16 protein-coding genes are annotated in these 14,213 nt (G+C 60.4%); all 16 read right to left on the bottom strand.

Translation table 11 applies throughout. The annotated features are described in order from the left end of the window. Positions 1–32 precede the first annotated feature (32 nt). The 16 genes from KGA83_RS12035 to KGA83_RS11960 all read right to left on the bottom strand — a co-directional run bounded on the left by KGA83_RS12035 (position 33) and on the right by KGA83_RS11960 (position 14,192). Positions 33–821 carry a protein phosphatase CheZ gene (locus KGA83_RS12035; protein ID WP_108218658.1) on the bottom strand — a complete coding sequence of 263 codons (789 nt, stop codon included), beginning with the start codon at positions 819–821 and terminating at the stop codon, positions 33–35. Between the two features lie 21 nt (positions 822–842). Next, complete coding sequence (locus KGA83_RS12030) at positions 843–1,214, bottom strand: chemotaxis response regulator CheY (protein WP_003183998.1); 372 nt, start codon at positions 1,212–1,214, stop codon at positions 843–845. A gap of 168 nt (positions 1,215–1,382) precedes the next feature. Beyond that, complete coding sequence (fliA, locus tag KGA83_RS12025) at positions 1,383–2,123, bottom strand: RNA polymerase sigma factor FliA (protein ID WP_108218657.1); 741 nt, start codon at positions 2,121–2,123, stop codon at positions 1,383–1,385. Beyond that, positions 2,120–2,950, bottom strand: a complete 831-nt coding sequence (gene fleN, locus KGA83_RS12020) for a flagellar synthesis regulator FleN (protein ID WP_008001746.1) — start codon at positions 2,948–2,950, stop codon at positions 2,120–2,122. Before fleN ends, fliA begins: the two co-directional genes overlap by 4 nt. Before the next feature lie 116 nt (positions 2,951–3,066). Beyond that, positions 3,067–4,395, bottom strand: coding sequence for a flagellar biosynthesis protein FlhF (gene flhF / locus KGA83_RS12015; RefSeq protein WP_115948136.1), 1,329 nt, complete (start codon positions 4,393–4,395; stop codon positions 3,067–3,069). Positions 4,396–4,406: 11 nt separating this feature from the next. Beyond that, positions 4,407–6,536, bottom strand: a complete 2,130-nt coding sequence (flhA, locus tag KGA83_RS12010) for a flagellar biosynthesis protein FlhA (RefSeq protein WP_223529796.1) — start codon at positions 6,534–6,536, stop codon at positions 4,407–4,409. 235 nt (positions 6,537–6,771) lie between these two features. After that, complete coding sequence (flhB, locus tag KGA83_RS12005; protein WP_108218654.1) at positions 6,772–7,911, bottom strand: flagellar biosynthesis protein FlhB; 1,140 nt, start codon at positions 7,909–7,911, stop codon at positions 6,772–6,774. Positions 7,912–7,914: 3 nt separating this feature from the next. Continuing rightward, the gene (gene fliR / locus KGA83_RS12000) at positions 7,915–8,697 is read right to left on the bottom strand and encodes a flagellar biosynthetic protein FliR (protein WP_108218653.1); all 783 of its coding nucleotides are present in this window, start codon (positions 8,695–8,697) and stop codon (positions 7,915–7,917) included. 3 nt (positions 8,698–8,700) lie between these two features. Beyond that, positions 8,701–8,970, bottom strand: a complete 270-nt coding sequence (gene fliQ, locus KGA83_RS11995) for a flagellar biosynthesis protein FliQ (protein WP_007983364.1) — start codon at positions 8,968–8,970, stop codon at positions 8,701–8,703. Continuing rightward, on the bottom strand, positions 8,967–9,725 hold the full coding sequence (gene fliP / locus KGA83_RS11990) for a flagellar type III secretion system pore protein FliP (RefSeq protein ID WP_223529794.1): 759 nt from the start codon (positions 9,723–9,725) through the stop codon (positions 8,967–8,969). Before fliP ends, fliQ begins: the two co-directional genes overlap by 4 nt. Next, positions 9,725–10,138 (bottom strand): flagellar biosynthetic protein FliO, encoded by a 414-nt coding sequence (gene fliO / locus KGA83_RS11985; protein ID WP_263292597.1) that lies wholly within the window; start codon positions 10,136–10,138, stop codon positions 9,725–9,727. Before fliO ends, fliP begins: the two co-directional genes overlap by 1 nt. A 30-nt stretch (positions 10,139–10,168) precedes the next feature. Further along, positions 10,169–10,615, bottom strand: coding sequence for a flagellar motor switch protein FliN (gene fliN, locus KGA83_RS11980; protein WP_057398370.1), 447 nt, complete (start codon positions 10,613–10,615; stop codon positions 10,169–10,171). A gap of 66 nt (positions 10,616–10,681) precedes the next feature. Next, entirely contained in the window at positions 10,682–11,650 is a 969-nt protein-coding gene (fliM, locus tag KGA83_RS11975) for a flagellar motor switch protein FliM (RefSeq protein ID WP_103394738.1), read from the bottom strand. Positions 11,651–11,659: 9 nt separating this feature from the next. Further along, positions 11,660–12,163, bottom strand: a complete 504-nt coding sequence (gene fliL, locus KGA83_RS11970; RefSeq protein WP_115948133.1) for a flagellar basal body-associated protein FliL — start codon at positions 12,161–12,163, stop codon at positions 11,660–11,662. Positions 12,164–12,389: 226 nt separating this feature from the next. Further along, complete coding sequence (locus KGA83_RS11965; RefSeq protein ID WP_223529792.1) at positions 12,390–13,733, bottom strand: flagellar hook-length control protein FliK; 1,344 nt, start codon at positions 13,731–13,733, stop codon at positions 12,390–12,392. A gap of 99 nt (positions 13,734–13,832) precedes the next feature. After that, a complete protein-coding gene (locus KGA83_RS11960) occupies positions 13,833–14,192 on the bottom strand; it encodes an Hpt domain-containing protein (RefSeq protein ID WP_108218648.1) in 360 nt (119 codons plus the stop codon). Positions 14,193–14,213 lie beyond the last annotated feature (21 nt).

Here is a 14,213-nt window from a genome sequence, read left to right as displayed (position 1 = left end):
TACAGGTCTAAAAACCTAAAAAACCTAAAATTCTAAAATCCCAGGCTGGATAGCAAATCGTCCACATCGTCCTGACCGGACACAACGTCTTCTCTTTTATCGGCATGAATCTGCGGACCTTCACCCTGAGAGAGATGTTTTTGCGGATCTTTTTCAGCAAGCATCGCCTCACGGTCATGTTCGATGCCCGCAAAGCGGTCCACCTGACTGGCCATCAGCACGAGCTTGAGCAGGTTGCTTTCGACTTCGGTGACCAACTGGGTCACTCGCTTGATCACTTGTCCCGTGAGGTCCTGGTAATCCTGGGCGAGCAGGATGTCGTTGAGGTTGCCCGACACCGCGCGATTGTCCGTACCGCTGCGCGCCAGGAACCCGTCGACCCGGCGGGCCAGTTCGCGGAACTCTTCAGCGCCGACTTCACGACGCATGAACCGTCCCCAGTCCGCGCTCAAGGCCTGGGCTTCATCCGCCAGGCCATTGACCAGCGGCGTGGCATTTTCCACCAGATCCATGGTGCGGTTGGCCGCGGCCTCGGTCAGCTTGACCACATAGCCCAGACGCTCGGTGGCGTCGGTGATCTGGGACACTTCTTCGGCTTGCGGCATGTGCGGGTCAATCTGGAAATTGACGATCGCGCTATGCAGTTCGCGAGTGAGCTTGCCCACTTCCTGATACAGGCCGCGGTCACGGGTCTGGTTGAGCTCATGGATCAATTGCACCGCGTCGCCGAACTTGCCTTTTTCAAGGCTCTCGACCAATTCGACGGCGTGTTTTTTCAGGGTCGACTCAAAGTCGCCCAATGAAGTTTCGTTATTGCCCATAGCTCCCCCGTGGCGCACTCATCAACCGATGCGTTCGAAAATCTTCTCGATTTTTTCTTTCAACGCCTGGGCCGTGAAGGGTTTGACCACATAGCCGTTAACGCCGGCCTGGGCCGCTTCGATGATCTGCTCACGCTTGGCTTCAGCGGTCACCATCAGCACCGGCAGGTGCTTGAGCTTTTCATCGGCACGCACGTGGCGCAGCAGATCGATACCGGTCATGCCAGGCATGTTCCAGTCCGTTACCAGAAAGTCGATGCTTCCGCTGTTGAGCACCGGAATGGCGGTAGTGCCATCGTCGGCCTCGACGGTGTTGGTGAACCCAAGGTCACGCAGCAGGTTCTTGATGATCCGCCGCATCGTTGAGAAGTCATCAACGATGAGGATTTTCATGTTCTTGTCCAATTCGACCTCCAAGCAGTCTTAAACGCGCCCAGCACCTGGACGCGCCATTTCAATCAATCCGGCAAAGCACTCAATGACTGTCTGGAGCACAACAGATCGCGACCGACGCAGTTCAACACCACACCGGCCTCGTTCGCAGTGTCCCCCACACTGCCTTCAGCGCGCTCGCCACTCCCCCAAACGCCCCCGCAAACGGGCCGCGCACTGGCTGTGTAACTGGCTGACCCGAGATTCGCTGACCCCCAGGACCTCACCGATTTCCTTGAGGTTCAACTCTTCGTCGTAGTACAGCGCCAACACCAGTCGCTCACGCTCCGGCAAATTGGCAATCGCCTCCGCCAGCGCTGCCTGGAAGCGTTCATCTTCCAGATCGCGTGACGGCTCGATATGAGCACTCGCGCCATCCTCGTGCAGCCCTTCGTGTTCGCCGTCCTGCAACAGATCGTCGAAACTGAATAACCGGCTGCCCAGGGTGTCGTTCAAAATCCCGTAGTAATCGTCGAGACTCAATTGGAGTTCGGCCGCAACTTCGTGATCTTTAGCGTCACGACCGGTTTTCGCTTCAATCGAGCGGATGGCGTCGCTGACCATGCGCGTATTGCGGTGAACCGAACGTGGCGCCCAATCCCCCTTGCGCACTTCATCGAGCATGGCGCCGCGGATTCGAATGCCCGCGTACGTCTCGAAACTGGCGCCTTTGCTGGCGTCATATTTGGTCGACACTTCAAGCAGGCCGATCATCCCGGCCTGGATCAGGTCCTCGACCTGGACGCTGGCCGGCAGGCGCGCCAGTAAGTGGTAGGCAATGCGTTTAACCAGCGGCGCGTAACGCTCGATCAGCTCGTACTGCGCATCACGCGCCGATTGTTTGTAGAGGTTGTAACCGCTTGCTGTCATAGAACCGGTCCTGCTGTCTGCTGCACGAGGCGCTCGACGAAAAATTCCAGGTGCCCACGGGGGTTGGCAGGCAGTGGCCAGGTATCGACCTTCTGCGCGATGGCCTTGAACGCCAGCGAGCACTTGGAACGCGGGAAGGCCTCGTAGACGGCACGCTGTTTCTGCACGGCCTTGCGCACGCTTTCGTCGTAGGGCACCGCGCCGACGTATTGCAGGGCGACGTCGAGGAAGCGATCCGTGACCTTGGTCAACTTGGCGAACAGGTTGCGTCCTTCCTGCGGGCTCTGGGCCATGTTGGCCAGGACGCGGAAGCGGTTCATGCCGTAGTCGCGATTGAGCAACTTGATCAAGGCGTAGGCATCGGTAATCGAGGTCGGCTCGTCGCACACCACCAGCAGCACTTCCTGGGCTGCGCGAACGAAACTGACGACCGAGTCACCAATGCCCGCCGCGGTGTCGATCACCAATACGTCGAGGTTGTCGCCGATATCACTGAAGGCCTGGATCAGGCCGGCGTGTTGCGCGGGGCTCAGATGCACCATGCTCTGAGTGCCGGATGCGGCCGGAACGATACGGATGCCGCCTGGTCCCTGCAGCAGTACATCGCGCAGTTCGCAGCGGCCCTCGATCACGTCGGCCAGGGTACGTTTGGGTGTCAGGCCCAGCAGAACGTCAACGTTCGCCAGTCCCAGGTCGGCGTCCAACAGCATGACGCGCCGGCCAAGCTCAGCCAAAGCCAGGGACAAGTTCACTGACACGTTAGTTTTCCCGACGCCACCTTTGCCGCCGGTCACCGCGATCACCTGTACGGGATGCATGCTGCCCATGTTATTTCTTTACCTTGTCTTGCATAGACGGAGGCCACATTACTGGCTGCGCGTTCACAATCGGAACAATGCATGGCAGACCATCGATGTAGGTACAAAAACTGTTCATTACTACCTTAGCCAACCTGCTTGGTTTGGCTGTGGTAAATATCAGCGAACATGTCAGCCATGGCTTCTTCGCTGGGTTCTTCCTGCATTTGCACGCTGACGGCGCGACTGACCAACTGATGACGGCGCGGCAGATGGAGATCATCCGGAATCCGCGGGCCATCGGTCAGGTAGGCCACGGGTAACTCATGACTGATGGCCAGGCTCAACACCTCGCCCAGACTAGCCGTCTCATCCAGTTTAGTCAGGATGCAGCCAGCGAGCCCACAACGCTTGTAACTGTGATAAGCGGCGGTTAGAACCTGTTTCTGGCTGGTGGTTGCCAGGACCAGATAATTTTTTGAGCGAATGCCACGACTGGCCAGACTTTCGAGCTGCATGCGCAGGGCCGGGTCGCTGGCTTGCAGGCCGGCAGTATCGATCAACACCACGCGCTTGCGCAGCAAGGGTTCCAGCGCCTGCACCAGGGACTGGCCCGGGTCGACGTGGGTCACCGACACGTTGAGAATGCGCCCCAGGGTCTTGAGCTGCTCCTGGGCACCGATGCGGAAGCTGTCCATGCTCACCAGCGCAATGTTCTGCGCGCCGTACTTGAGCACGTAACGGGCCGCCAGCTTGGCCAGGGTGGTGGTCTTGCCCATGCCGGCAGGGCCGACCATGGCGATCACACCGCCCTCCTCCAGCGGCTCGACTTCGGGGGTAACGATCATGCGCGCCAGGTGCGCCAGCAACATGCGCCAGGCCTGACGAGGTTCTTCGATCTCGGTGATCAGCGCCAGCAGGTCGCGCGACAGCGGGCCAGACAGGCCAATGCGTTGCAGGCGACGCCAGAGGTTGGCCTGGTCCGGACGGCTGCCTTGCAGCTGATTCCAGGCCAGGGACCCGAGTTGTACTTCCATGAGTTCGCGCAGACTGTTGAGCTCGAATCGCATCGAGTCAAACGCCCGCGGGTCCACGCCACCGGACGCTGGCGCAGCGGCTGGTGCAGGGCGACGGGGCTCGGCATAAGTCGGCTCGATCAGCGGCTCGGCGGCGGTCAACGGCAAGCCGGCGAACAACTGACGGTTGGTGCCCTGGTCGCTCTCGCCATCGCTACGCAGGCTCAATTCGGCCTGGGCGGTGACGATCCGCGACTGCGTCTTGCGCAACTCGTCTTCGAGCTCCATGTTCGGAACCCGTGGCGCCAGCGCCGACAACTTGTAATCCAGCGCAGCCGTCAGCTCGACGCCTCCGGCGATCCGACGGTTGCCAATGATGGCGGCATCAGCGCCCAGCTCATCGCGAACCAGCTTCATGGCCTGACGCATATCGGCGGCGAAAAAACGCTTAACTTGCATAAACCACTACCTCAGCCGTTGGGCCCTACTGTCGCAACGATGGTCACTTGCTTGTTGTCAGGGATTTCCTGGTAAGCCAACACGTGCAAACCCGGGACTGCGAGCCGGCCAAATCGCGAGAGCATTGCGCGAACCGGACCGGCCACCAGCAGAATCACCGGCTGACCTTGCATCTCCTGGCGCTGCGCCGCGTCAATCAGCGAGCGTTGCAGCTTCTCAGCCATGCCTGGCTCCAGCAGAACGCCCTCTTCCGAGCCTTGCCCGGCCTTTTGCAGACTATTGAGCAATATCTGTTCCAACCTTGGCTCCAGCGTGATCACTGGCAGCTCTGACTCAGTGCCTACAATGCTTTGCAAGATTGCACGGGATACGCCAACCCGCACGGCAGCCACCAGCGCGGCGGTATCTTGACTCTTGGCGGCATTGTTGGCGATGGCCTCGGCAATACTGCGGATGTCGCGTACCGGCACTTGCTCGGCCAACAGCGCTTGCAGCACCTTGAGCAGCTGCGACAGCGAAACCACGCCCGGCACCAGTTCCTCGGCCAGTTTCGGCGAGCTTTTGGCCAGCAATTGCATGAGCTGCTGCACTTCTTCGTGACCGATCAGTTCACTGGAATGCTTGTAAAGTATCTGGTTCAGGTGGGTAGCCACTACGGTACTGGCATCGACCACCGTATAACCGAGGGATTGCGCCTGGGCGCGCTGGCTGATTTCAATCCAGACCGCCTCCAGGCCGAAAGCCGGATCTTTGGCGGTAATGCCGTTGAGCGTGCCGTAGACCTGCCCCGGGTTGATCGCCAGCTCCCGATCCGGGTAAATCTCCGCTTCAGCCAGGATCACCCCCATGAGGGTCAGGCGATAGGCACTCGGCGCCAGGTCGAGGTTGTCGCGGATGTGCACGGTCGGCATCAGGAAGCCCAGATCCTGGGACAGTTTCTTGCGCACACCCTTGATCCGCGCCAGCAACTGGCCACCCTGGTTGCGGTCCACCAACGGAATCAGGCGATAACCCACTTCCAGGCCGATCATGTCGATGGGCGTCACGTCATCCCAGCCAAGCTCCTTGGTTTCCTGGGCGCGGGCCGGCGACGGCAGCAGCTCCTGCTGGCGCTTGACCTCTTGCAGGGCCTGCACCTTGGCGACGTTCTGCTTTTTCCAGAACAGGTAAGCGCCGCCGGCCGCCAGGGTCGCCATGCTCAGGAACGAGAAGTGCGGCATGCCGGGCACCAGGCCCATGACCGCCATCAAGCCTGCGGCCACCGCCAGCGCCTTGGGCGAGGCGAACATCTGGCGATTGATTTGCTTGCCCATGTCTTCCGAACCGGAAGCACGGGTCACCATGATCGCGGCGGCTGTCGATAACAACAGTGATGGCAATTGCGCCACCAAACCGTCACCGATGGTCAACAGCGCATACACCTTGCCGGCGTCGGCAAAGGTCATGTTGTGCTGGAAGATGCCGACCGCCATGCCACCAATCAGGTTGATGAACAGGATCAGCAGGCCGGCGATGGCGTCACCCCGGACGAATTTGCTGGCACCGTCCATGGAGCCGTAGAACTCGGCTTCCTGGGCCACTTCCGAACGACGGGCCTTGGCTTGGGCCTGATCGATCAGGCCGGCGTTGAGGTCGGCGTCGATAGCCATTTGCTTGCCGGGCATCGCATCGAGAGTGAAACGCGCGCTCACCTCGGAAATCCGCCCTGCACCCTTGGTCACCACGACAAAGTTGATGATCATCAAGATCGCGAAGACCACGATACCGACCACGTAGTTACCGCCGATCACCACCTCGCCGAACGCCTGGATCACCTTGCCGGCCGCCGCATGGCCGTCCTGGCCGTGCAGCATCACCACTCGCGTGGAGGCCACGTTCAACGCCAGGCGCAACAGCGTCGCCACCAGCAGAATGGTCGGGAATACCGCGAAATCCAGCGGCCGCAAGGCGTAGACACACACCAGCAGCACGACGATGGACAGGGCAATGTTGAAGGTGAAGAACACGTCGAGCAGGAACGGCGGCACCGGCAACATCATCATCGCCAACATGACCAGCAGCAACAGCGGCACGCCCAGATTGCCTCGACTGAGGTCGGCAATGTTGCTGCGGGCACTGTTGATTAACTGAGAGCGATCCACCGGTTTTCCCCGTTCCTTTAAAGCAATCTTTTGACGCCTGAAGCGGGCGCAGAGCGGCTACTGCAAGAAGCTTTCCAACTTTTGCAGAGGCAAGAAACAGAGGGGTTATCGAGAGTTTTTTGCGAACACTGTGGGAGCGAGCCTGCTCGCGATGGCGGCGTGTCAGTCGACACAAATTGTGCCTGTGCAGACGCTATCGCGAGCAGGCTCGCTCCCACACTGATCGATATCGAAATCAGGAATCGCGGCGCAAATCCGGCGGAATCGGCAAGTCATCCTTGAGCGGATCCGGTCGTTTGCCCTTGCCCGCCCGGTACTGTCGAATCTGATAAACGTAAGCCAGCACCTGCGCGACCGCCAGATACAGCCCGCCGGGAATTTCCTGTTCAAGCTCGGTGGAGTAGTAGATCGAGCGCGCCAGCGCCGGTGACTCCAGCAGCAGGATCTCGTTGGCTACCGCGATCTCACGGATCTTCAGGGCCAGGAAGTCGCTACCCTTGGCCAGCAATACCGGCGCATTGCCTTTTTCCGGGTCGTACTTGAGGGCCACGGCGTAGTGCGTCGGGTTGGTGATGACCACGTCGGCCTCGGGAATGGCGGCCATCATCCGCCGCTGGGACATCTCGCGCTGCAGCTGTCGAATCCGCTGCTTGACCTCCGGCCGCCCCTCCTGATCCTTATGCTCGTCGCGCACCTCCTGCTTGGTCATCAGCAGTTTCTTGTGGCTCTCCCAGAGTTGCACCGGCACATCCACCACAGCGATCAGGATCAGCCCGCACGCCATCCACAAGGTGCTCCAGCCCACCACTTGCAGACTGTGAATGATCGCCATGTCCAAGGGCTCATGGGCGATGCGCAGCAGGTCATCGATGTCCGACGACAACACCGCCAGCGCCACGAACAGAATGATGATGAACTTGGCCAGGGCCTTGAGCAGTTCGATCAGCGACTTGGCCGAGAACATGCGCTTGAGGCCGGGACCGGGGTTCAAGCGGCTGAACTTGGGCGCCATGGAGCTCGCCGCGAACAGCCAGCCACCCAGGGAAATCGGACCGATGATGGCGGCCAGCACCAGAGTGATCATCACCGGCTGGATCGACCACAGGGCAATTTGCCCCGAGCGCATCAGGTAAGTGGCCATGTAGCGCTGATCCAGGATCACTTCCCGCGGCAGCGAGAAGTTGATGCGCATCAGCTCCATCATGTCCTGCGCCAGGGCACCGCCAAAAATCAGCAACGCCGAGGCACCGACCAGCATGATCGCCAGGGTGTTGAGTTCCTTGGACCGGGCTACCTCACCCTTTTCACGGGAGTCCTGCTTGCGCTTCTCCGTGGGGTCTTCCGTTTTGTCCTGACCGCTTTCGCTTTCGGCCATGACTCAGCTCGCCCGTGCCATTTCGCGTAGTAACTGCAAGGCCTCGGAGGCCAGCGGTTGATACTGGTTGAGAATGTCCGCCAGCCCGACCCAGACGATGAACAGCCCAAGCACCAGGATCAGCGGGAAGCCGACAGAAAAAATGTTCAGTTGCGGCGCCGCCCGGGTCATGACGCCAAACGCGATGTTGACCACCAGCAGCGCGGTGATTGCCGGCAGCACCAGCAACAACGCCGAACCGAGCACCCAGCCGAGCTTGCCGGCCAGTTCCCAGTAGTGATTGACCATCAGGCCACCGCCCACCGGCAACGTGGTGAAACTTTCGGTGAGGATCTCGAACACCACCAGATGACCGTTCATGGACAGGAACAGCAGCGTCACCAGCATGGTGAAAAACTGCCCGATCACCGCCGTCGATACGCCGTTGGCCGGGTCGATCATGGAAGCGAAGCCCATGCCCATCTGGATGGCGACGATTTGCCCGGCCACCACAAAGGCCTGAAAGAACAGCTGCAAGGAGAAGCCCATCACCGCACCGATGAGAATCTGCTCGGCAATCAGCAACAGCCCGCTCAGATCCAGGGCATTCACCGGCGGCATCGGCGGCAGGCCCGGCGCGATGACCACGGTAATGGCCAGCGCGAAATACAAGCGAATGCGCCGCGGCAGCAAGGTCGTGCCGAACACCGGCATGACCATCAGCAAGGAGCCGACGCGAAACAGCGGCAACATGAACGTCGCCACCCAGGTGCTGATCTGCGTATCGGTCAGCGCAAGCAGTGACATGGTTTAGCCGATGACCTGAGGAATGCTGCCGTACAACTGCAGGATGTAATCCATGAAGGTCTGCACCATCCATGGACCGCCGACGATCAGCGTCACCAGCATCACCAGCAGGCGCGGCAGGAAGCTCAAGGTCTGTTCGTTGATCTGGGTGGCTGCCTGGAACATCGCCACCAGCAAGCCCACCAGCAAACTTGGAATCACCAGGATCGCCACCATCATGGTGGTCAGCCACAGCGCTTCGCGAAAGATGTCGACCGCAACTTCTGGCGTCATGGCGAGACACCGCCGAAGCTGCTGGCCAGCGTGCCGATGATCAGCGCCCAGCCATCCACCAGCACGAACAACATGATCTTGAACGGCAGGGAAATGATCAGTGGCGAGAGCATCATCATACCCATGGCCATCAATATACTGGCCACGACCAGGTCGATGATCAGGAACGGAATGAAGATCATGAAGCCGATCTGGAACGCCGTTTTCAGCTCGGAGGTCACGAAGGCCGGCACCAGGATGGTCAGCGGCGCCTGATCCGGCGTCGCGATGTCAGTCCGTTTGGACAGGCGCATGAACAGCTCCAGATCGCTGGTGCGGGTCTGGGCGAGCATGAAGTTCTTGATCGGCACCTGCGCCTTGACGACCGCATCCTGGGCGGTCAGTTTTTCCGCCAGATACGGCTGCAAGGCGTCCTGGTTCACCCGGTCGAACACTGGCGCCATGATGAACAGGGTCAGGAACAGCGCCATGCCGGTGAGGATCTGGTTCGATGGTGTCTGTTGCAGGCCCAGGGCCTGGCGCAGGATCGAGAAGACAATGATGATCCGGGTGAAACTGGTCATCAGCATGACAAACGCCGGGATAAAACTCAGCGCGGTCATGATCAGCAGGATTTGCAGGCTGACCGAGTACTCCTGCGCACCCTGTGCATTGGTGCCCAGGGTGATGGCCGGGATCGACAGCGGATCGGCGCCGAATGCCAGTGGCGCGGCCAGCATCAGGGCCAGCGTCAAGACGATGCGTAGCGCACCCATTACTTCTTATCCTTCTGATCTTTACCCAGCATCTCCAACAGGCGCTGGGCAAATTCCGGCGTCGGCTTCTCGGTACTCGGCACTTGCACCGGCTCCTTGAGCACGTGCAGCGCAGCAATGTTGCCGGGGCTCAGGCCCAACAGAATCTGCTCGTTGCCGACCTGCACCAGCATCAGCCGGTCGCGCGGCCCCAGCGCGCGGGTGCCGACAATCTCGATCACCTGCCCCTTGCCGGCCGGACCGGCCTGCTGGACCCGACGCAGCAACCAGGCGAGGAGAAAGATCAGCCCCAGCACCAGCAGCAAGCCGAACACCAGCTGCGTCAGTTGCCCAGCCACACCACTGCTCACCGCCGGCGCAGCAGCCGTGGTCGCCGTTGCGACCGGTTCGGCCGCCAGCACGCTGAACGGCATCGCCAGCACAAATCCAAGAACCTTTTTCACTCAGCGCAGCTTCTTGATGCGTTCGCTTGGGCTGATCACGTCCGTCAGGCGGATGCCGAACTTCTCGTTGACCACCACCACTTCGCCATGGGCGATGAGCGTGCCATTGACCAGCACGTCCAGCGGCTCGCCAGCCAGGCGATCGAGCTCGATCACCGAGCCCTGGTTCAGTTGCAGCAGGTTGCGGATGTTGATGTCGGTGCTGCCCACTTCCATGGAAATCGACACCGGAATATCGAGGATCACGTCCAGGTTCGGGCCTTCAAGGCTGACCGGATCGTTGTTTTTCGGCACGCTGCCGAACTCTTCCATTGGCAGGCGGTTGGACGCGGAGCTGCCGGAATCAGCGGCCAGCAAAGCGTCGATGTCGGCCTGACCGGCATCGCCGGTTTCTTCCAGGGCCGCAGCCCATTCATCGGCCAGTGCCTGATCGTCCTGGGTGTTCATATTGTCAGTGTCCTCGGCGAGCAAAAATTCAGAATTCGGTTAATCGCGAATGGGTTCGAGCGCCGGTCAACGGCGCTCGATCGGCTCGATCACTTGCAACGCCAGGTTGCCCTTGTGCGAGCCCATCTTGACCTTGAAGGCCGGCACGCCGTTGGCGCGCATGATCATTTCTTCCGGCATGTCGACCGGGATCACATCCCCCGGCTGCATGTGCAGGATGTCGCGCAGGCGCAACTGACGACGAGCCACGGTCGCACCGATCGGCACGTCGACGTCCAGCACGTCCTGGCGCAGGGCGTTGACCCAGCGCTCGTCCTGGTCGTCGAGGTCCGACTGGAAGCCGGCGTCGAGCATTTCGCGCACCGGCTCGATCATCGAGTACGGCATGGTCACGTGCAGGTCGCCGCCACCGCCATCGAGTTCGATGTGGAAGGTCGACACCACAATGGCTTCGCTCGGGCCGACGATGTTGGCCATGGCCGGGTTCACTTCCGAGTTGATGTACTCGAAGTTGACTTCCATGATCGCCTGCCAGGCCTCCTTCAAATCGACGAACGCCTGCTCCAGCACCATGCGCACCACACGCAGTTCGGTCGGCGTGAATTCACGCCCTTCGATCTTGGCGTGCCGGCCGTCACCGCCGAAGAAGTTGTCCACCAGCTTGAACACCAGTTTGGCGTCGAGGATGAACAGCGCAGTGCCGCGCAGGGGTTTGATCTTGACCAGGTTGAGACTGGTCGGTACGTACAGCGAGTGCACGTATTCGCCGAACTTCATCACCTGCACGCCGCCGACCGCCACGTCCGCCGAGCGACGCAGCATGTTGAACATGCTGATGCGGGTGTAGCGGGCGAAACGCTCGTTGATCATTTCCAGGGTCGGCATGCGTCCACGGACGATGCGATCCTGGCTGGTCAAGTCATAGCTTTTGACGGTGCCGGGTTCGGCAGCGTTTTCGGTCTGTACCAGACCATCGTCGACACCATGCAACAGCGCGTCGATCTCATCCTGGGACAGCAGGTCCTGCACGGCCATGTCGTGTTCCTACTGCAGTACGAAATTAGTGAAAAGCAACTGTTCGATCACCACTTTGCCAAGCTCTTTCTGCGCCACTTCCTGGACGCTGGCGGTGGCTTTCTGCCGCAGCATTTCCTGACCGACCGGCGAGGCGAGGGTCGCGAAGTCCTGCCCGGAGAACAGCATGACCAGGTTATTGCGGATCACCGGCATGTGGACCTTGAGGGCATCCAGATCCGCCTGATTGCGCCCGAGCATGGTGATGCTCACTTGCATGTAGCGCTGACGACCGCTCTGGTTGAAGTTGGCCACGAAGGCCGGCGCCATCGACTCGAAAATCGCTGGCTGTTTACCGACGGGAGCGATTTGCGCCTCGACGGCGGCAGGCTTGCTCTGAGCGCTGTGCATGAAGTACCAGGTCGCCCCCACGGACACACCGATCGCCAGCAGCAGGGCCACCACGATCACGATAATCAGCTTGAGTTTGCCTTTGGTTGCGGGGTCTTTTACTGCTGCGTCGCTCTTCGCCATGCCAATAATCCGTCACTAATCGGGTTTTCACAGTCGCACGGCAAGGCAAGAGCAAGTGTTATGCCATGTAGGAGCAGCCGGTCGACGCTCGATTGCTCGCGATGGACGTTAACGATGACGAGGGCCACCTGGATAAACGCGGCGCTCTCACGTTTTTCGCGAGCAAGCTCGCTCCTACAGAGGGATCGTTCCCATGCGAAGGGAACGATTGGAGTGATGGCTTTGGTCAGGCGTAGTAATCGACCGCGCTGGTGCCGATCACGCTGATGGTATTGGCAGCCACTTCAGCGACGCCCGGGGTCATGTCGTCATCCATTGAATCGAGGCGACCGCCGCTGGCGCTGGTCTTCCCGCTCTGACTGTGCCGGGCCTGTTCCTGCCCTTGCTGCGAACCACGGGACTGGTCCGAAACGTTGACATCGACCTGTCCCATGCCCTGCTGCGCGAACATATCGCGCAAGCGATGGACCTGGCCATCCAGCGCCTCACGGACACCCGGATGCGCGCTCATGAACGTGACCTGGGTCTGTTGATCGGGAACCATGTTCACCCGAATGTCCAGCCGCCCGAGTTCAGCGGGCTGCAACTGGATGTCCGCGGCCTTGAGATTGGCACTGGACAGGTACATGACCCGGTTCACCACCTCTTCGGTCCACCCGCTCTGATGCATGGCGATCGGCTGGTTCACCGGCAAGGCATTGGCGGTCTTTGGCGTGGCCGCCTGAGTCAGCGCGGCCAGACGGTTGGCGAAATCATCGACACGGGTGTCGCTGCTGGCGGACTTGAGGTCCTTCAGGCCGTCATCGATCAAGCCACTGAAAGCCTTATCGTCGCCCTGACCGGTGCTGCTCTTGTCGCCCTGAACATCCAGCAGGGTCGCCATGCCGGCGGCAAAGTTTTGCGCCGGTGTCAGCTCACCGTCAGCCTGGGCTTGTGCCTGTGTCGGTACAGTCTTGGAAGCCGACACGTGACCGCTCTGCTCCATGGCCAGGCGCACCGCCGGCAATGCATCGAGTGGATCGGTAGAGGGATCGAAATCGCCGTCGGTAGTGGCCAGCGCAGGAACGATTGCAGCCGTAGCCGCGGCGGCAACCGGCGCGTCAACGGCAGGTTGCACGGTGTCGGCCACGGCGGGTGCTACCGGCGCCGGCACGACTGGCTGAAGGACTGGCAGCCATGAAGGATCAAGCGCCGGATCGAGCGGTGCGGTATCGGCGACCAGCGTCTGGTCGGCATCTGACGCATCATCGTCGGCAGTTTTGCCATCAGCCTGCACCGGCGTGTCGGAAGGCAAGGATTTGCCGCCATCGGCAACCACCGGTTCCCCGGCGGCAGACTGGTCGTCGCCAGCGTCTTTTTCTCCGGCGACATCGGCGCTTTTTTCGCGACTCGGCTTGACCGAGGTATCCGCCGACGCATTGGGCTTGCTCTGGGCCTGATTGGCATAGACATGAGCGAAGCTTGCGGCCTTGTCCCCGGGCTCAGCGGTCAGCGCCGGGGGATTGGCGCAGGCGGCCTGAATCTTGGCCTGCCTGGAGGCCTGAAGCAGAATATTGGGGGTAACGGGCATGAAACGGTCTCCGCTGCACGGGCTCGTAAGTACAGTTGGACGAGTTAAGTGCAAAGGTCGAGCCAGATTCACTCGAAGGAGACCAAATGAAGCGCAGACTCAGATTTTCGCAGTGCAACGCTGTCGTTCAGCTTCGTAAAGAGGCCGGATACCGGCGAATTCGTGGTCGATTTCGCGGACTAGTTCCTGAACGGCGGCCCATGGCGAACTTCTGGCCTGCTGTTCAAGCTGATGGCAAAGTTCGCTCAGCTTGACTGCACCCATATTGCTGCTGCTGCCTTTGAAGCTATGAGCGGTTGCAACGAGCAGTGCAACACTGTCAGCCGTTCGCAAGATGCTCAGGCGCTCCTCGGAGTCCGCAAGAAAGATACCCAGCAAATCCGCATAGCCCTCTTCCATCACTTCCTGCAATGTACTCAGCACGTCGCGATCCACATGTTTGTCGTTTTTGTCGTTCATTTGCTCACTCCTTGATCAAGA

The organism is Pseudomonas sp. GL-R-19, assembly GCF_019956375.1.
Lineage (GTDB): Bacteria > Pseudomonadota > Gammaproteobacteria > Pseudomonadales > Pseudomonadaceae > Aquipseudomonas.
The sequence above is the reverse complement of the archived record's forward strand: the minus strand, read 5'-3'. Positions and strand labels throughout refer to the sequence as shown.